Here is a 16,714-nt window from a genome sequence, read left to right on the forward strand (position 1 = left end):
GGCTGGAGGCCGGTGCTCCGGACTCTCACTCGCGCATGACGCTGCCGCCCGGCGGGAGAAACTCCTGGATGAGATCCGGACTCGCGACCTTCCGGACGAAGGAATCGTCGGTGAAGCGGTCCCGAAATTCCCGGTAGAGCCGCTTCGCGATGTCGTTTTGGGCGTACTTGCCCGGTTCGACCTCGATAACTGTCTCGGCGCGCTCGCGGATCGGTTCCGGCGGGCCACCGATGACGCGCGTCTCCGGCTCGCAGGTAATCCCGACGGCGACCCCGACCGGCGTGTCCTCGAAGTACGTCCGGTCGCCGCGGATCGCGAACCCCCCCTTTTCGAGGAATTCGCCGCTCTCGGGCGTCTTCGACACCTGGTCGTGATCGACCATGTACGCGTCTGCGGCGAACTTCCCGTCTTTCCAGATCGAGGAGTACGAGACGGCGAACTGCGCGGCCTGTTCCGTCGAGCGATCCGGAATCTCGATCGAGTCGTCGTAGGCCTCGCTCGGTCCCGTGGCTTTCAGCACCGTCGCGGGACCGCCGTGGGCCTGCGTGTGGAAGAACAGGTCACCGCGAGAGAGATACTTCTTGACGATTTCCTCGTTCTCGTCGGCGTTGCGCCCGCCGATGACCAGGAAGCCGTCGCTCGTGTGAAACCACCGGAAGTCCTCGTACCAGTACTCGGATTTCCGGACGGGGACAGACGACCGATTCAGCCAGTCGATGTCCTCGTCCTCGTCCTCGTCTTCGTCGTCCTCGCCTCGGTCCTCTGCTTCCCACCGCTCGCGCCGCGCTTTGATCTCTTCGAGTTCCTCGCGGGTGTTCTCGATCGCCTCCTGTGCGCCCTGCTTTTTCTCCTCGATTCGCTTCGCCTCCGTGTAGAGGCGGTCGGCGTTCTTCTCGACCCCGTCGCTCACCCGGAGCGTAACGTCGCTGTCGTCGATGGAGACCGTCACGGTGCCCTCGCTCCCGTCGACCGACCGGACCGCCTCGGCGGCGGGAATCCCCTGTTCGCTGCCCTGCTCGAACCGGGCTTCGATCTCGTCCCAGGGCGTTCCGTCCGCGCGGGCCTCCCGGACGGTCGTCAGAATCTCGTCGACCAGGTCGTAGTGGGCGTACAGCGACTCCGCCTTCTCACGCTCGGCCTCGGCTTGGCGCTCGAAGTTCTCGATTGCTCCCTGTTGCTGTTCGATGATCCGTTTCTGCTTCTCGATTTCGGCCTCGAAGTCCGGCCGGTTGCGGTCCTCCGACGCCGCGGCCTCCTCGTCGTCCTCGTCGAAGTGGGTGAAGTAGTCGTCCAGCGCGTCGGTGAACTGCTCGAACCGGACCGGTTCGAGGTCGGCGTACTCCTCCATCGGAACCGCAGTCACGTCTATCCGGCGGCCTGGCTCGTCGCCGTCGGTCCGCTCGCGGTAGACACGCGGGTCGAAGTCGCCGCTGTCGATGCGGTCACGCAGGGCACGCAGTTCCTCGTAGATGGCCTCGAAGTGCCGGGATTCGGCCTCCTCGATGTCGAGTGTCTTCTCGACGCCGGCCCGGGTACACAGTTCCTCCCCCCAAATACCGCCGAGATTCAGTTGGGTCGCGAGCGTGCGAACGACATCGGTGTCCGATTGGGTGAGTCTGGCCTCGAAGGCGTCGTAGTCCACGCGGAGGGGGTTGAATCGGGCGTCGGGGAACTCGTATTTCGCGCCGGGGACGACCGTCCGGGATTTGAGTCGGACGGTGTTGAGACAGTCGACCACCTCGCCGTTCTCGTCCAGGACGGCGAGATTGCCGTCGCCGAACAGCTCCGCGACCAGCGTCGTCGACCCGTCGGGACGGTCGAAGGTGATGGAGACGATCCGGTCGAACTCGAACTGCTCGACGCCTACCAGTTCCGCCCCTTCGATGCGGTTCCTGAGCATCATCGCGAAGTTCGGCGGTCGCTCCGGGGCCGGCGGGACGTGTTCCGGTGGGGCGACCCGGAGGTGCTTGGTCTCGCCGGTGTCGATCAACAGCTCTGTCCGTCCGAGATCGAAGTGTCGCATCTTCAGCCGCACCAGGCCGTTCTCGTAGAGATAGGCCTTGTCGAGTTTGGCCCCCTCGTACGCCGATAGCTCGCCCGTCAGGGCGGCCAGATCGACGCTGGTGAGCTCCCGCTTTTGCTCCATACCCCGCTTTGGTGCATCCCCGGCAAAGAGGTGTCGTTGCCGGTTCGCCGGAGCGCAACGCCGGGTTACCCCTCGGGATCGAACAGACCGGCCACGTCGTCCGCCTTGGCCTGCCGGCGGTCGCAGTGCTGTTCGAGCCGTCGAGCCACGAGCGAGCGGTGGTCGGGGTCCCGGACGTAATCGAAGACGAGCGGGAGGATGCGACTGTCGGTCTCGCCGCGGCCTGGCTCGGCGGTTCCGTCGAGGTCTTCCCGGGCGTAGCTCGTCGCTCGGTCGAGTAGATCCTCCTCCCCGCGGCGTTCGGCAAGCGCCTCGGCCGCGATGGCGGTCGCCTCGAAGTCGAGATCCTCCGGGGCGAGCGCCTCTCCACGGTGTGTGAGCGCGAGCGGCCGGCGGCGTTCGATCACCTCCGGGTCGTCGCGGAGACGCCGGAGGGACGACCGGATCGACTCGACCTCGACACCGCGGTACTGTGCGGGGAGGGATCCGAGATACTCCAGGGCGGAGTCCGCGAGTCCGGTCGCCCCGGCCCAGTTGCCGTCGCGGGCGTGATGCACGGCGGCGGTGTACTGGATCAGACCGTGGAGAAATCGCTCGTCGTCGGTTCCCGAGTCCAACCCCAGCCAGTACTCCTCCCAGGCGTCGTGGGCCGTGTGATACCCTCCCGCGTTGAAGATGGCGATACCGGCCCGGAGGTGAGCGTCCATACCCGCTCTCGTCGGCCGAGGGTGAAAAGGTCACTGTACCGAACGATACATCTAACTGCGTCGGTCTCGAATCTCGCGGCAACTTGCCGCCCTATGGACGGAGACTCAGCTGAGCCCGCTGGCCGGGACTGGACCCGTATCGGCTTGGTCGTCGGCTGCCTGTGTGCTGCCGTAGCAGTCACGCTGTTGATGCCCGCGTTCGCGGTCGACGGGCTGGCCGGCAGCCCGCTCGAACAGGTGCTCCCCGGCGAGAGTGCGGCGCCGAACCCCGGCGCCGGCTCCGGCGGAGGCGGGGGCGGACTTGGTGCACTGAGTCCAGGGGCAGGGACCGGCGTCGGCGGCAAAATCGGGCTCAACAGTGAGACGTTCGCGACGACGAGCACCGAGGTTCACTTCGTCGTCGAGAGCTCGAAGCGAACGTACTGGCGGACGGCCGCCTACGGCACGTACACCGGGTCGGGCTGGACGCGTTCGACGGAGACGAGTCCCGTCGACGGGAGGATCAGCCACCCCGGTCCAGACGGCGAACGGATCGACTACGAGATCACCCTCAAGAAGCGGGCGTCGGCCGTGCCGACGGCGTACCGTCCGGCGCTGGTCAGCGGCATCGAGAACCCGCTCGTAAGCGACAACGGCGCGGTTCAGGCCGGATCGTCGCTGAGTCCGGGAACGACGATCGAAGGGGTCAGTTTCGCCCCGCGAAACGATGTCGACCGGCTTCGTTCGACCTCGGAGTCGTATCCGGACGCGATCGAGGATCGGTTCACGCAGTTGCCGGAGGACACGCCCGACCGAATCGCCGAACGGACCGAGAGCGTCTTCGAGCAGGCCGACGCGGACGACCCCTACGAGAAGGCCAGGGCCGTCCAGGAGTATCTCCGCTCGAACAAGGAGTACGATCTCAGCGTCTCCGAACGCAGCAACTCGATTGCTGATACGTTCATCTTCGAGATGGACGCCGGATACTGCGAGTACTTCGCCACGTCGATGGCCGTCATGCTGCGTTCACAGGGTATCCCGGCACGATACGTTGTCGGGTACACCTCCGGGCAGCGCGTCGGCGAGAACACCTACGAGGTTCGGGGGATGAACGCCCACGCCTGGGTCGAAGTGTACTTCGAGAGCGTCGGCTGGGTCCGGTTCGATCCCACACCGGGCAACGAACGCCTCCAGCGCCAACAGGAGGCACTCGAGAACGTCGACGGGGAGTTCGACATCGAGGATCCGGGCAGCCCCGGCGAGGCGTTCTCGCCGGGCGGGCAGGGATCGGACGCCGACGAGCAGACCGGGCTCGAAACCTCGCTGAACCGGACCGCCGTTCCGGGGACGGCCGTCGAACTCACAGTGACGTACAACGACGCCGCGGTCCCGGGAGTCGAGGTGCTGTTCAACGGCGAATCGGTCGGGATCACCGACCGGAACGGAACGGTCGTCGGGACCGTTCCAGACGCCGAGGAACTGACGGTACAGATCAGGGAGGGGACTGACGCGACACCGGACGCCCTGGAGACCGCGATTTTCGACTCCGAGGGGAACGGAACCGACCAGCTATACGAATCACCCGAGGGGAACGCGACGGTTCTCGGCGGGTCGAGTTCCGCGGCGGGATCGCTCGGCAGTGCCCCCACGACAGCCACAACAGTATCGAGCAACCAGGTTGGACGGCCCTCGCTCAGCCAGTCAGAGGAGCCGACTGATACGCATCCGATCGACCGAACGGCGTCTATCGTCACGAGCGGCGAACCGGCACCCGGCGGAGAGTTGTTGTTGACCGCCCGGATCGGTGACGTCGTGATCGACGGCGCGACCGTCAGGGTCGACGGACAGCGGGTCGGGCGGACGAACGAGAGCGGCCAACTCGTGATCGAACTGCCTGATCGCACCGGCGACGTGACGGTGACAGTCGAGCGCGATCCGATCTCCGGCGAACGGACGATCACCATTCCGGAACTGACGCTGTCGGTCGAGACGGGACCGCTCGGGCCGAATCCCTTCGGCGCGGCGACGGTGACGGCGCGACTCGACGGCGAACCGGCGGCTGGCGTGCCGGTTACCGTCGCCGGGGAGCAAGTCGCTGTGACCGATGCCAACGGGACGGCTGAGGTGTCACTCCCGTTCAGCCCGACCGCAACAATCAGCGTTCGAACCAACGGGCAGACGATCTCGACGACACTGACGGGGCTGTTGTACGTTCCGGCTGGGGTCGGTCTCGGACTGCTCGCGTTGCTCGGCCTGGTCGGGTACGTACTCGGGCGGCGGGGGATCGGTCCGCAGGCGATCGGGCAGTTGTTCCGGGGGGTCCTCGCGAAGGGCATCGGCGGTCTCCAAAACGGATTTGTTGCGCTGGTCACAGACGGTGATCGCTACGTCGTCGTTGCGGTCCGGCGGATTCGGTCCGGCCTGCGCACCGTCGGTGGAGTCTTCACGGGAACGACGAGCCTGAGCCAACTCCGCCGCGAGATCGGAGGTATCGTCGACAGGATTTGGCGGGTCGTTCGCTCGGACGCGGGGTCGGATCACTCGTCGGGAGAACAGCTCACGGTCCGGGAGGCGTGGAACAGGTTCCTGGATTCGGTCAGCGCCGACTCGACGACGACGAGCACACCCGGTGAGTTGGCGGACCACGCGGTCGAGGAAGACGGCCTGCCCGAGCAGCCAGTCGCCGAACTCCGGGACACGTTCAGGGAGGTCGAGTACGGCTCTCGGTCGCCGTCGGATCGGCTCGAACGGGTGCAGCAGGCAATCGAGCAGATCGAACAGACGGAGGGGAGAGAGTCGTGAACTGGCATCGCTCGGCGTTCGGGGTCGTCGGCATCCTCTCGATTCTGTTCGGAATCGCCCTGCTTTTCGTCCCGGCGGTGGGTTCGCTCGGGGCGGTGCAGTCGCTTCTCGAACGGATCGAAACCGTCGGGCCGACCCGGACGCTTCTGTTTACCGGGGCGGGACTGATCGGCTACCTGCTCATCGGGCTTCGCTCGCCGGCGGCCGACCGCGAGGGGACGACCGATCAGTTCGACCGGGACCCGGGAGACTCCGACTCCGTCGAGGGACTTGCCGGACATCACCTCCAGCGGCAGGTGCAGACGGCAATCGAGGACGGCAGCGAGGACTTCGTCACCGTGCGCGAGCGTCTACAGGAGACCGCAGCAGCCGTGTACGCCGATCTAGTTGGCTGTACCGAACAGCAGGCACGAACAGCGGTCAGCGACGGGACGTGGTGTAATGACCCGCTCGTGGCGGCGTTTCTGGCCGGCGAAGACGGGCCTGCAACGCCTCTCGGGGCACAGGTTCGGCTGTTCGTCTTTCCGCGTCGTGAACGCCGCCGACGGATCGAGCGGACCGTCGCGGTGATCGAGGAGGTCGAACGTCGATGACGGTCAGCCGCTGGGATGTCGGACTCGTCGCGGCGTTCGTGACGGCCGGGTTCGGACTCCTGCTCGCGAATCTCGTCCTCGTCGCCGGCGCGGTCATCGGACTGGTCTTTTCGCTGTACGGCTCGGTATCGAGCGTTCCGGACGGTGTCGACCTCACAGCGACCCGGGAGTTCGAGGCGACCGGCGCGGGCCCCGGCTCGGAGGTACGCGTCACGCTGCGCGTCGAGAACACGGGATCGACGGTGCTTCCCGACCTGCGCGTGGCCGACGGCGTTCCGGATAGCTGTCCCGTCGTCGACGGGTCCGCGCGGGGGAGCAAGCCGCTCCGACCCGGCGAGAGGCTGACAATCGAGTACACCGTCGTCCTCGAACGCGGTCGATTCGAGTTCGGAGACCCCGACTGTCGCCTCCGGTCGTTCGCCGGGACCGATCTCCAGAAACGAACGATCTCCGCGGAGGGTGACCGGACGCTGCGGTGTGGCGGGCCGCTCAGCGACCCACCGCTGATGGAGGCGACGCTGCAGCACACTGGGACTGTCGCCACCGAGACCGGCGGAAGTGGTCTCGAGTTCTACTCGACGCGGCAGTACCACCCCGGCGATCCGATGAACCGGATCAACTGGCATCAGGTCGCCAAGACCGGGGAGTTCGTCACCGTCCAGTACCGCCGCGAACAGGCGGCCAGAACGGTAATTATCATCGACTGCCGGCCGTGTACACGCGTCCGACACAGCCGCGGCTACCCGACGGGGGCGAGCCTGGCCGCGTACGCGGCCGAGCGGATGTACGAGTCACTCGACAGCGCGGGCGTCATCACGGCGCTGTCTGCCGTCGGTCTCGAGGACAGTCCGGAACCGCTGGTCGGGGCCGACGGAGTCCCCTGGGTGGACTCGAACTCGCCGGACGGGGCGTCGACCGCGCTGTTCCGGACGGCGACCCGCGCGGCGGCCGACACACAGGGCACGGTCGGGACCGACGGGCCGAATGCGCGGGCGAAAACAGGGCAGACACCGCTCCGCGCCGACGGGGGGGCCGGTCCGGGGCGGGGATCGCTGACCGAGCGGCTCGTGGCCCGCGTTCCCGCCGACGCACAGGTCGTGCTCTGCTCTCCGCTGGTCGACGACTGGCCGATGGAATGTGCCTCCGCGCTGGCGGCCCGGGACCACGCGTGTCACGTCATCAGTCCGGACGTTACCGCGGGGACGACGACCGGCCACCGGATCGGCGCGATCCACCGCAGACGGCGACTCAGCGCGCTCGAACGCGCGGGCGTAACTGTCACTGACTGGCCCGCCGAGTTCCCCGTCGAGTACGCACTCGACCGAACGCTCCCACAGCTATGACCGGATCACGCTCACTGCGGACGAGTTCGATGCTCGCGATCGGGCTCGGAGCCGTCGCCGGCGGGCTGTTGTTCCGAGAGGTGCTCGAACTCTGGGCGCCGGTCGTGATGGGGGTCGTCGGGATCCTCTGTCTGGCCGCGTGTTTCGCGCTGACCGATCACGGGGAGACCAGCCCGGGGCGGGGATTCGCACTCGGGCTACTGGCGATTCCCGTCGGGATCGGCTTCATCGGCGGCATCTTCGGGACGACGCTGCTTCTGGTCGGCTCGCAGTTTCCGGTCCCGAGTTCGCCGCTGATCTCGGTCGCGATCCTGGAGATTCTCGGCGGGCTGAGCATCGTTATCGGCTGTACTATCGCGCTGTTCGGGTTCGTACTCGGCTGGCGTGACATTCTCGACGAACCCTCGCTGCGTGCGTATACCCGCATCGCGTTCGTGACGGCGAGCGCCCCGGTCACGACGGGACTGGTCCTGTTCGTCCGGGTCGCGCTCGGGGGGGCGCCGAGCGCCTCGCAGAGTCCGTTCGGGCAGGTGCTCGCCCGGTCTGTACGGGTCGTCTTCGCTCCGAGGCTGACGCATCTCCACCTCGGATCGTTCCTGTTCGTCTTCACCGTCACCGGCGTCTCCGTGCTGCTGTTCCTCCGACAGGTGCCGGTGGCGGACCTGCTCGCCGGGGACGGCAACCGCTCCAGATACAGGACCGTCTCCCGGCTCACGAGTGGCCTGCGGGCTGCCGTCAGCCTGACCGGGGTCGCGATGGTCCCCGCTATCGTGATCGAGGCGAGCGTCCCCCCCGGGCAGTTGCAGGCGGCGCTCGGCCCCGGCCTCTACGCGGCGATCCAGTCCGTCACGACAGCGGGCGCGCTCAGGGTACTACTGTTCGGCGTTGTCGTCGTCACAGTCGGCTGGATTCTGGTCGATTCGCTGTTACGGCAGTGGGCGGAGTGGTCCGAACCGGGCGGAAGCCAGTGGCTCGGCCCGTTCGCCGCCGGCTGTCTGCTCACCGTCGTCGCCGCCGCCACCGCCGGACGGGTATTCGACCGAATCCTCACCGAGACGACGGCCCGGTTGCCCTCGTCGCTGGCGCTGGAGGTCCAGAGCCGGGTGCTTCCGGTGGTCACCGTCTACGGCGAGACGGCGGTGGTCGTCCTGCTGGCCGGCGTGCTGGTTGCACTCGCGGGCGTGATCGGGCTGAGTTCGTGGTCGGCGGTCTACCTGGGCTATCTGACCGACGACGGCGCGGGCTTTTCGATCGCGAGCGGCGGATTGCTCCTCGGGGCGATCGGACTGGTCGTACAAGGGGGGCCGACCTGGCTCGTTCTCGGGACGGTCGTGGTGAGCCTCGCCGTCTGGGATATCGGTAACTTCGGCGCGGAACTCGACCGAGAGATCGGACCCGGCGAGAGCCGGGCCGTCGAGATAGTGCACGCGAGCGCCACGCTTCTGGTCGGTGCCGTCGCGCTGGCCGCCGCGTTCGCCCTGCTGTCGGTCGCTCCGGACTCGGTGAGCGCCTCGCCCCGCGCGACGCTCGCGGTCGCCTGCCTCGGCGGCGGGTTCATCGCCCTCTCGCTCGCGCTCCGGGACTCCGTGCTCGGGTGAGCTCACTCCTCCGGCCCGGGTTCCTCGGCCGCGTCGTCCGCGGAATCGTCGACTCTCTCCTCGAAGCCGCCGGATTCGACGGTCGTTTCGGTCACTCGGACGCCTTTCTCTGCGAGGTGGCGCATGCGGCGGCGGGCGAACTCCTCCTCGCGGGTCCCCTGGGTGGCGAGCACGTACATCTGCGCGCGGCCGGTGGGCCGCATCGTTCGGCCGGCGCGCTGTGTTCCCTGTCGTCGGGAGCCGCCCAGCCCGGAGGCCACGATAGCGAGCGCGGCGCTCGGGAGGTCGATCCCTTCGTCACCGACCCGCGAGACGATCAGCGTCGAGAGCGTCCCGTTGCGGAACTGCTCGAAGTACTGTTCCCGACGGGCGTGGGGCATCTCGCCGCTGATAAACGGTACCCCGAGCGCGTCGGCGTAGGCCCGGCCCTGGTCGAGATACTCGACGAACACGAGCGCCTGCTCGTCGGGATGGGCGCCCAGCAGCGCCTCGATCTCGCTCAGTTTCGCGGGGTTGGTCGCCGCGAGTTGGCGGCGTTCGTGGCCCTCCGAACTGACGTACTGGTTGCGCGCCTCGCGGTCGCCCCAGGGAACGAACCGAATCTCGACTTCCGGTTCGGCAACGTAGCCGGCCTCGAACAGTCCGTCCCAGTCCGTGCCGATCGGCGGGCCGATCAGCGTGAAGATGTCGCTCTCGTTGTCGTCTTCGCGGACGGGCGAGGAGGAGAGGCCGAGACGATGTCTCGTCTGGAGGTCGGCGCTGCGACGGTAGACGGGCGCGGAGATGTGATGCACCTCGTCGTAGACGATCAGGCCCCACTCGCGGCTGTCGAACAACTGGCGGTGTCGGTCCATCCCCGCGGTTCGGTAGGTGGCGATCGTGACCGGGCGGATCTCCTTCTGGCCGCCGTGGTACTCACCGATCTGCTCCGGATCTAAGTCGGTGCGTGCGAGCAGTTCGTCGCGCCACTGACTCGCCAGTTCCCGACCCGGCACGAGGATGAGCGTCTCGCCTTCGATCTCACTCAGGATGCCGAGTGCGGCGACTGTTTTGCCGCTGCCCGGCGGGCCGACGAGGACGCCGGAGGCGGTCTCCAGGAAGTTCGAGACCCACTGCTTCTGGTAGGAGCGCAGTTCCAGTTCTAACTCGACCGGGAGCGGTTCCCCTCGCTCCAGGTCGCGCTCGTCCCGAACCGGATAGCCGGCCTCGTAGAGAATCCGTTTGACCGCCGCGATCGACTCCTCGGCGACCCAGCTCTCGGTCTCGGAGATCGGCGCCCGTAGCTGGTCGTCGTCGAGTTTCTGCCGGGCGACGTTACCCATGAGATCGGCTGTCTGAGCTTCGAGCACCGTGTAGCCGTCCTCGTGGGTCCGCAGACGGAACTTGTTCGCCCGCTCGTACTGTGAGCGAATCCACGACTCCAGCGGGTCGGACCGCTCGGGCAACACCGACCGGACGGTGCCGAGCAGATCGTCGAGCGTCTCGTACGGTGCCTGCCAGATGTCCTCCTGACGGATCTCGTACTTGTAAGCCCCCGAGCCAGTCGTCTCGACGAGGTGGGCGAACTGCGAAAGTTGTGCGCGGGTGAACTGCTCGGGCTGGTCGACGACGATCTCCCGGCGGTCCGGGAAGAGGATGACCCGCTCGCGGTCGGTCATCCGCGCCCAGTCGACGGGATACCAGACGACGGGATCGTTCGCCACGTCCAGTCGCTCCGCCGTCTCCGAGTCCACGAGCGCGTCGAGTTCCGCGACCGCTTCCTCGTGGGTGCACTCCCGCAGCTGTGCGTAACGGGTCGCGGTGAGTACCGGCCGACCGAGCGACTCCAGAGCGTCGTAGAACAGATCCGCGTCCGGGCCGTCCGCATCGGTTCCGTCCGGGCCGTCGACACCCGGCCGCTCGCTCGTCGCGTCGTCAGAGTCCCCTGTGTCTGTCACTGACCAGTGCTAGTGCGGCGGTAAACAAACTGTTTGCGTCATCGGGTCTGGTGGCTGTCTCCAGTGAGGGTGCGCCCCGACTCACCCGGCTCACGCACAGAAGTTCTGCGTGACGAGAACCTCGCCCTCGGGGGTGACGGCGATACCGACGCCGGTGCGTTCCCAGCGCGGATCGAGCATATTCTTCCGGTGACTCTGCGAGTTGAGCCACTGCTCTGCGAGGCCCGCGGCCAACTCCGCGATAGACGTGTGTCGCTCGCGCTCGCCGTCGGTCGTCTCGAAGGGTTTGTTCCACCAGGTCGCGGCGATGTTCTCCCCGACGACGGCACAGGAGGCGGGTCCGTTCTGTATCCGGTCGAACGCGGTGTCCCCTTCCGGCGAGACGTGGGCGTAGTAGCTCCGCTCGACCATATCCTGGCTGTGGTTGCGGGCGACCGTCGCTATCTCCTCGTCGTACTCGACCGGCGGCCGACCGCGGTTGACCCGTTCGCGGTTGATCGCCGCTGCGACCGCTCGCTCCGCCGCGGTGATGTTGAGATCGGACGCCGCCGGCTGGTCAGTCGTGTTGGCTGCCGACTGATCGCCCCCCAGGGGGCTCGCGCCGCCGACGTACAACAGCCCAACGAGCAGTACCACGCCGAGGACGGCCCCGACGACCACCGACCAGAGATCGCTGGCTGCCCGCTCCGTCGACGGCCGATCCGAGCCGCGGGGGCGGCGGTTGTCCATGTACGACCAACGGGCTGAATCTGATTGAGGGTTTTGCATAGACGAGAACTTGCCCGTCTCAGTCGAGAACGAGACAGGTAGGACGACGACGAACCCGGAGACCGTTCGAGCGAACAGCGGAGGGTCGTCGCCGCTTCGGGGTCGCTCAGCCGCCGGCGGAGTCGAGTCGGAAGCCAGCGACGACGGCCGCGATGCCACTGACTGCTAACACGGCGAGGCCGGGAGTAAACGAACCGGTCGATTCCCGGAGAAAGCCGATCAGAAACGGCCCGGCGAAGCCACCGATCTCACCGACGGCGAAGACGAGACCGACGGCGGTGCCGGTCAGTCGAGCGCCGATCCCGTCCAGCGCGGGCGGGATTGCACGGACCATCGGCGAGAGGCCACCGACGCCGAGTCCCGCCCCGACGATACCCGCGACAGCCACAAGCGAGCGCCCGCCGCCGATGATCGCCGCCACGCCCAGCCCGGCGACGGCGCTGGTCGCAACGATAGCCGCGCGCCGCGCGCCGAAGCGGTCCGCGAGACCGGGGATCGTCAACACTCCGAGGACGTTCGCTCCGACCAGCAGGGTCGTCGTCTGTCCGGCGCGCTCGGCCGAGAGCCCCCGCGATTCGAGAATCGCCGGCAGCCAGCCCTGGAGTCCGTGGATAATGAGCAGGTACGTGATCCCGAGAACGACGACGAGCCGAAGCTCTCGGTGCAGGAGGACCGTCTTCAGATCTCGGAGTGCGGGATTGTCCCCGGAACCGTCGCCCTCACCCGAGGCGGTCCGTAGCCGTGACAGCCGGACGACGGCGAGCCAGACGACGGCGTATCCGAGGATGAGGACACCACTCCAGAAGAAGAGCCGTCGCCAGCCGCCGAGTGCCGGACCGATCAGCGGCCGGCCCAGGCTGAACGCCGTCGCGGTTCCGGCCGACGCCCCGACCAGATAGATGGACGACGGGAGACCAGTCTCGTCGGGCGGGAAGAGCACCGAGACGAGTTTCGGGAGTCCGAAGGTAACCAGCGTCGCACCGACGCCCAGGCCGATGGTCGTCGCGAGCAGTCCGAGGAATCCGGGTGCTGCGCTCCGGGCGATCTGTGCGACGCCGATACATCCGAGTGCGACCCCGAGGCTGTGCCCCGGTCCGAACCGGTCGACGGCCAGTCCGGAAAACAGCGCCAGCGGGATGTACGTCAGCGGCACCGCACCGGCGAGGATGCCCGCTTCGGTGCTCGACAGGCCGACATCGTCGATAATCGTCGGGAGATACGCCGGCAGCGAGAACCAACTGAACATCAGCGAGGTGTAGACGAGCGTTCCCAGCACCACGAGGGCGTACGACCGCCACGACACCGACTGGGTCATTGCCTGCATCTGGACACGGCGGCGGGAAAGATCCGTTCATTTCGCCCGGTCGAGCGATGCCCCGTATTTTATACCCCTGCCGGTCGGTGGATACAGCATGCGGCTCGAAGACAAAACCGCGTTTATCACCGGCGGCGGCTCGGGGTTAGGCCGCGCGGCGGCGACGCGATTCGCAGCGGAGGGCGCAACAGTCGTGGCCGCCGATATCGACCACGAGAGCGCAGTGGAGACGGTCGAACGGGTCGAGGCGTCAGGCGGCGAGGGAGTCGCCCACGAACTCGACGTGCGCGACCGGAAGGCGTTCAGTTCCGCGATCGACGCCACCGTCGAGGAGTACGGGCTGGACATCCTGCTCAACAACGCGGGTGTCAGCCACGAACGACTCCACGTCGAGGAGATCAGCGACGACCAGCGCGATCAACTGATCGACGTCAACGTCAAAGGCGTCTGGAACGGCACCGTCTCGGCGATCCCACAGTTCAAAGAACAGGGCAGGGGCGCAATCGTCAACACCGCCTCGCTGGCGGGGGTCATCGGCGCGCCGATGCTGTCGGCGTACTCGCTGACGAAGGGGGCGGTCGTCAACTTCACCCGCGCGGTGGCCGCGGAGGTCGGCCCGCACGGGATCCGGGTCAACGCCGTCTGTCCCGGGATCACCGACACGTCGATGCCCCGGCGGAACCGCAGCCGGGAGGAGTGGGAGCAGATGAAAGCCGAGATGGCCGAGGAGTACCCCCTCAAGCGGCTCGGCGAACCCGAGGATATCGCCAACGCGATGCTCTTTCTGGCCTCGGACGAAGCCGACTGGATCACCGGCGAAGCGCTGGTCGTCGACGGCGGGTTCTCAAGTTGCTGAGTTTCTGGGCGTTAGAATCGCCGGTGGCGTTTTTATACCGGAGCCGGAACGGACGAGTATGACCGAGATACCAGTCCGAAGCCTCGGCATCCTCGGCATCTTCGGAGTACTCGGCGTCCCGGCGAACGAACCCGGATTGTTCGCGCTGTTTGCGCTGTTTGCGCTGTTCGCGAGCGACCGGACGATAGAGCTTCCGGTGTCGGGCAGTACCGCCGGGCAGTAGGCCCCCCGTGGCGAGTCAGGAGTACTCGTACTCCGCCGAGTCGGTATCTCTGTACCGTTCGAGGACGCGTTGGGGGTCGTCGCTCGTGAGCACGTCATCCAGGGCCTGATCGAGTTCGTGATCCCGGAGGTCACCCTCCGCGTAGAGGCGCTTCAGTTCGTCGATGGCCTCCTGTTCGGTCATCGAACCGGTCGAGTTGGAGTTGGTGTCGGCCCGCGCGAGCGCTTCGTCGAATTTCTGCTGGACGCTGTCCGAGAGGCTGGTCCGGACGTAGAGGAAGGCGCCGAACGCGAGCAGTAAGACGAGGAACATGAACACCGTCAGCGACACGAGAATCCAGAGCGGGCCGACCGAGAGCAGGATAGCCCCGACCGTAACGGCGAACAGCAACATCGTGAGCAGGCCGGCGAAGCCGGCGACCAGACCGAAGACGATGACGAAGGGATCCTCGATCAGATCACCCACCAGTTCCTCGGGGTCGCCGACTTCCTCGATCACGTCCTCGACGTCGACGACGGCTTCGACGAGATCATCGATATCGGCCATACAGATGAACGTATCAGGAGCCTGGACTTCGGTATTTCGGTCCGAGCGGTGGGGGACCAGCGACCCCCAGGGCTTACTACCGGTGCCGTCGAACGGGGCGCAATGTCAGAGCACTACCGGAAACTCGAACGGATGTACCACGACCACGCCCCGATCAACGAGTTCTTCGACCCGGAGTTGAACGTCTCGGAGGGCGAGGCGACTATCGACCTCCCCGTCTCGGAGAAACTGCACCACCCCGCGGGGGCCGTCCACGGAACGGCCTACTTCAAGGCGCTGGACGACGCCGCCTTCTTCGCGGCGAACTCGCTGGTCGAGGACGTGTTCGTGCTGACGACACAGATGAACCTCTACCTGACGCGACCGATCACCGAGGGGACGATGCACGCTCGCGGCGAGGTAGTACACGACAATCCGGGACAGTACATCGCCGGGTCCGTGATCGAAGACGACGACGGCAGTCAACTGGCGCGTGCGACGGCGACGTTCGTGCCCAGCGATATCGAACTCGGCCCCGAGATCGGCTACGAGTGACTCCTCGACCCCGAGCGCGGTAGCAAAAAAGTGTCGCGGTAGTCGTCAGTCGTCAGTCGCCGCGGCAGTTCCGACCTGCGCGTCGCTTTCGGCCTGGAGTTTGCCGATCTGCCGACGCAGCACCAGCACCGTGAGCAGGCCGACGACGAGCGCGCCGTTCATGATGTACAGCGCCTGCGTGTAGCCCCCGGTCGTCTCCAGAATGAACGACGCGATCTGCGGGCCGGCGACCCCGGCCAGCGCCCACGCCGTCAGGGCGTAGCCGTGGATCGCGCTGACCTCCTTGGTGCCGAACAGATCGCTCAGGTACGCCGGCAGACACGCGAATCCACCGCCGTAACAGGTAATCACGAGGAAGATCGTTCCCGCCAGGATCCAGACCCCAGCCAACTGCGGCATCACCAAGAAGGCGACGATCTGAATTCCCATGAACGCTCCGTAGACGGTCGTTCGGCCGATGTAATCCGAAAGCGTCGACCAGAAGATCCGGCCGCCACCGTTGAAGATGCCGATGTAGCCGGTGATGAACGCGGCCGTCGTGGCGGTCGCACCGGCGATCTCCTGGAGCATCGGTGAGGCGAACGCCAGCAGCATGATCCCCGCGGAGACGTTGATGAAGATGATCAACCAGACCATCCAGAACCGCGGGGAGGTCCGCGCCTCGGCGGCGGTGAGGTTATCCAGTCCCGGCAGCGCGCTGCGGGCCTCTTCCTGCGCGTTCTCCGTCGACTCCATGCCCTCCGGAACCCAGTCCTCCGGCGGCTTGGCGAGATAGCTCGCTCCCGCGACCATGAGCACGAAGTACAGCGCCCCGAGCCCGTAAAATGCCACAGGGATACTGAACGTCTGGATCAGGTAGTTCCCCAGCGGGCCGGTGAGCAACGCACCCGCACCGAATCCCATGACTGCGAGACCGGTTGCCATACCTCGGCGGTCCGGGAACCACTCGACGAGCGTTCCGATGGGTGAGATGTACCCGAGTCCGATGCCCATTCCCCCGAGAACACCGAACGTAGCGAGAAACAGCGGCAGGCTCCCGAGTTGGACGCTCAGCCCCGAACCGAGCATCCCGGCGCCGTAGAGCACCGCCGCGGCGAGCCCCGAGAGGCGAGGCCCGTACTTCTCGACGTACTTCCCGAGGAAGGCCGCGGTGAAGCCCAGGACGAACACGGCGATAGAGAACGCCAGCGTGACGCTCGACGTACTCCATCCCTGCGCCTCGTTAAGCGGTACTTGGTAGATGCTGTACGCGTAAATCCCCCCGATGGATAGGTGGATTGCAACCGCACCGACTGCAATCAGCCACCGGTTTTTCTCAGCCGTTGAAGATGGCATACACGCCTTTGATGAAGGAACGTCAAAAAAGC

Annotated in this window: 14 protein-coding genes; 7 read left to right on the forward strand and 7 right to left on the reverse strand. The window is 66.6% G+C overall.

All coding sequences use genetic code 11. The annotated features are described in order from the left end of the window. Positions 1-25 precede the first annotated feature (25 nt). The gene (gene rqcH / locus GRX03_RS13000; RefSeq protein ID WP_159764653.1) at positions 26-2,146 is read right to left on the reverse strand and encodes a ribosome rescue protein RqcH; all 2,121 of its coding nucleotides are present in this window, start codon (positions 2,144-2,146) and stop codon (positions 26-28) included. A 65-nt stretch (positions 2,147-2,211) separates the two neighbouring features. Continuing rightward, positions 2,212-2,853, reverse strand: coding sequence for a DUF309 domain-containing protein (locus GRX03_RS13005; RefSeq protein ID WP_159764654.1), 642 nt, complete (start codon positions 2,851-2,853; stop codon positions 2,212-2,214). A gap of 21 nt (positions 2,854-2,874) precedes the next feature. Here GRX03_RS13005 and GRX03_RS13010 point away from each other — a divergent pair, with 21 nt between their 5' ends. Genes GRX03_RS13010 through GRX03_RS13025 form a run of 4 tightly spaced genes read left to right on the forward strand, consistent with a single transcriptional unit; the run spans position 2,875 to position 9,168 of the window. Then, entirely contained in the window at positions 2,875-5,634 is a 2,760-nt protein-coding gene (locus GRX03_RS13010; protein WP_368278434.1) for a transglutaminaseTgpA domain-containing protein, read from the forward strand. Next, positions 5,631-6,227: a DUF7269 family protein gene (locus tag GRX03_RS13015; RefSeq protein WP_159764656.1), complete on the forward strand. Its 597-nt coding sequence runs from the start codon at positions 5,631-5,633 to the stop codon at positions 6,225-6,227. The genes GRX03_RS13010 and GRX03_RS13015 overlap by 4 nt, the downstream gene beginning before the upstream one ends. Continuing rightward, entirely contained in the window at positions 6,224-7,570 is a 1,347-nt protein-coding gene (locus tag GRX03_RS13020; RefSeq protein WP_159764657.1) for a DUF58 domain-containing protein, read from the forward strand. The genes GRX03_RS13015 and GRX03_RS13020 overlap by 4 nt, the downstream gene beginning before the upstream one ends. Positions 7,571-7,599: 29 nt before the next feature. Beyond that, entirely contained in the window at positions 7,600-9,168 is a 1,569-nt protein-coding gene (locus tag GRX03_RS13025) for a DUF7519 family protein (RefSeq protein WP_159764658.1), read from the forward strand. 2 nt (positions 9,169-9,170) lie between these two features. On the opposite strand, the gene GRX03_RS13030 is transcribed toward GRX03_RS13025, so the two are convergent. The 3 genes from GRX03_RS13030 to GRX03_RS13040 all read right to left on the reverse strand — a co-directional run bounded on the left by GRX03_RS13030 (position 9,171) and on the right by GRX03_RS13040 (position 13,197). Beyond that, positions 9,171-11,105: a DEAD/DEAH box helicase gene (locus GRX03_RS13030; RefSeq protein WP_394351734.1), complete on the reverse strand. Its 1,935-nt coding sequence runs from the start codon at positions 11,103-11,105 to the stop codon at positions 9,171-9,173. A 90-nt stretch (positions 11,106-11,195) separates the two neighbouring features. Next, on the reverse strand, positions 11,196-11,834 hold the full coding sequence (locus GRX03_RS13035) for a CAP domain-containing protein (protein ID WP_159764659.1): 639 nt from the start codon (positions 11,832-11,834) through the stop codon (positions 11,196-11,198). 145 nt (positions 11,835-11,979) lie between these two features. Continuing rightward, positions 11,980-13,197, reverse strand: coding sequence for an MFS transporter (locus tag GRX03_RS13040; protein WP_233739966.1), 1,218 nt, complete (start codon positions 13,195-13,197; stop codon positions 11,980-11,982). A gap of 88 nt (positions 13,198-13,285) precedes the next feature. Between GRX03_RS13040 and GRX03_RS13045 the strand changes: the two genes are divergently transcribed. After that, positions 13,286-14,044, forward strand: coding sequence for an SDR family NAD(P)-dependent oxidoreductase (locus GRX03_RS13045; protein WP_159764660.1), 759 nt, complete (start codon positions 13,286-13,288; stop codon positions 14,042-14,044). A 58-nt stretch (positions 14,045-14,102) separates the two neighbouring features. After that, positions 14,103-14,267 carry a hypothetical protein gene (locus tag GRX03_RS13050; protein WP_159764661.1) on the forward strand — a complete coding sequence of 55 codons (165 nt, stop codon included), beginning with the start codon at positions 14,103-14,105 and terminating at the stop codon, positions 14,265-14,267. A gap of 15 nt (positions 14,268-14,282) precedes the next feature. Here GRX03_RS13050 and GRX03_RS13055 read toward each other — a convergent pair whose 3' ends face one another. Then, a complete protein-coding gene (locus GRX03_RS13055; RefSeq protein WP_159764662.1) occupies positions 14,283-14,813 on the reverse strand; it encodes a hypothetical protein in 531 nt (176 codons plus the stop codon). Positions 14,814-14,915: 102 nt separating this feature from the next. Between GRX03_RS13055 and GRX03_RS13060 the strand changes: the two genes are divergently transcribed. Beyond that, positions 14,916-15,347 (forward strand): PaaI family thioesterase, encoded by a 432-nt coding sequence (locus tag GRX03_RS13060; RefSeq protein WP_159764663.1) that lies wholly within the window; start codon positions 14,916-14,918, stop codon positions 15,345-15,347. 45 nt (positions 15,348-15,392) lie between these two features. Here GRX03_RS13060 and GRX03_RS13065 read toward each other — a convergent pair whose 3' ends face one another. Further along, positions 15,393-16,682, reverse strand: a complete 1,290-nt coding sequence (locus GRX03_RS13065) for an L-lactate MFS transporter (RefSeq protein WP_159764664.1) — start codon at positions 16,680-16,682, stop codon at positions 15,393-15,395. Positions 16,683-16,714: the final 32 nt, after the last annotated feature.

The sequence above is a fragment of the Halovenus carboxidivorans genome (assembly GCF_009831575.1).
Taxonomy (GTDB): domain Archaea; phylum Halobacteriota; class Halobacteria; order Halobacteriales; family Haloarculaceae; genus Halovenus; species Halovenus carboxidivorans.

What these genes read in the sequence shown, in the direction of transcription:
- GRX03_RS13055 (WP_159764662.1), bottom strand. Translation starts at nt 14,813, where the DNA reads ATGGCCGATATCGATGATCTCGTCGAAGCCGTCGTCGACGTCGAGGAC.
- rqcH (WP_159764653.1), bottom strand. Translation starts at nt 2,146, where the DNA reads ATGGAGCAAAAGCGGGAGCTCACCAGCGTCGATCTGGCCGCCCTGACG.
- GRX03_RS13035 (WP_159764659.1), bottom strand. Translation starts at nt 11,834, where the DNA reads ATGGACAACCGCCGCCCCCGCGGCTCGGATCGGCCGTCGACGGAGCGG.
- GRX03_RS13060 (WP_159764663.1), top strand. Translation starts at nt 14,916, where the DNA reads ATGTCAGAGCACTACCGGAAACTCGAACGGATGTACCACGACCACGCC.
- GRX03_RS13020 (WP_159764657.1), top strand. Translation starts at nt 6,224, where the DNA reads ATGACGGTCAGCCGCTGGGATGTCGGACTCGTCGCGGCGTTCGTGACG.
- GRX03_RS13025 (WP_159764658.1), top strand. Translation starts at nt 7,600, where the DNA reads ATGCTCGCGATCGGGCTCGGAGCCGTCGCCGGCGGGCTGTTGTTCCGA.
- GRX03_RS13040 (WP_233739966.1), bottom strand. Translation starts at nt 13,197, where the DNA reads ATGCAGGCAATGACCCAGTCGGTGTCGTGGCGGTCGTACGCCCTCGTG.
- GRX03_RS13005 (WP_159764654.1), bottom strand. Translation starts at nt 2,853, where the DNA reads ATGGACGCTCACCTCCGGGCCGGTATCGCCATCTTCAACGCGGGAGGG.
- GRX03_RS13045 (WP_159764660.1), top strand. Translation starts at nt 13,286, where the DNA reads ATGCGGCTCGAAGACAAAACCGCGTTTATCACCGGCGGCGGCTCGGGG.
- GRX03_RS13050 (WP_159764661.1), top strand. Translation starts at nt 14,103, where the DNA reads ATGACCGAGATACCAGTCCGAAGCCTCGGCATCCTCGGCATCTTCGGA.
- GRX03_RS13065 (WP_159764664.1), bottom strand. Translation starts at nt 16,682, where the DNA reads ATGCCATCTTCAACGGCTGAGAAAAACCGGTGGCTGATTGCAGTCGGT.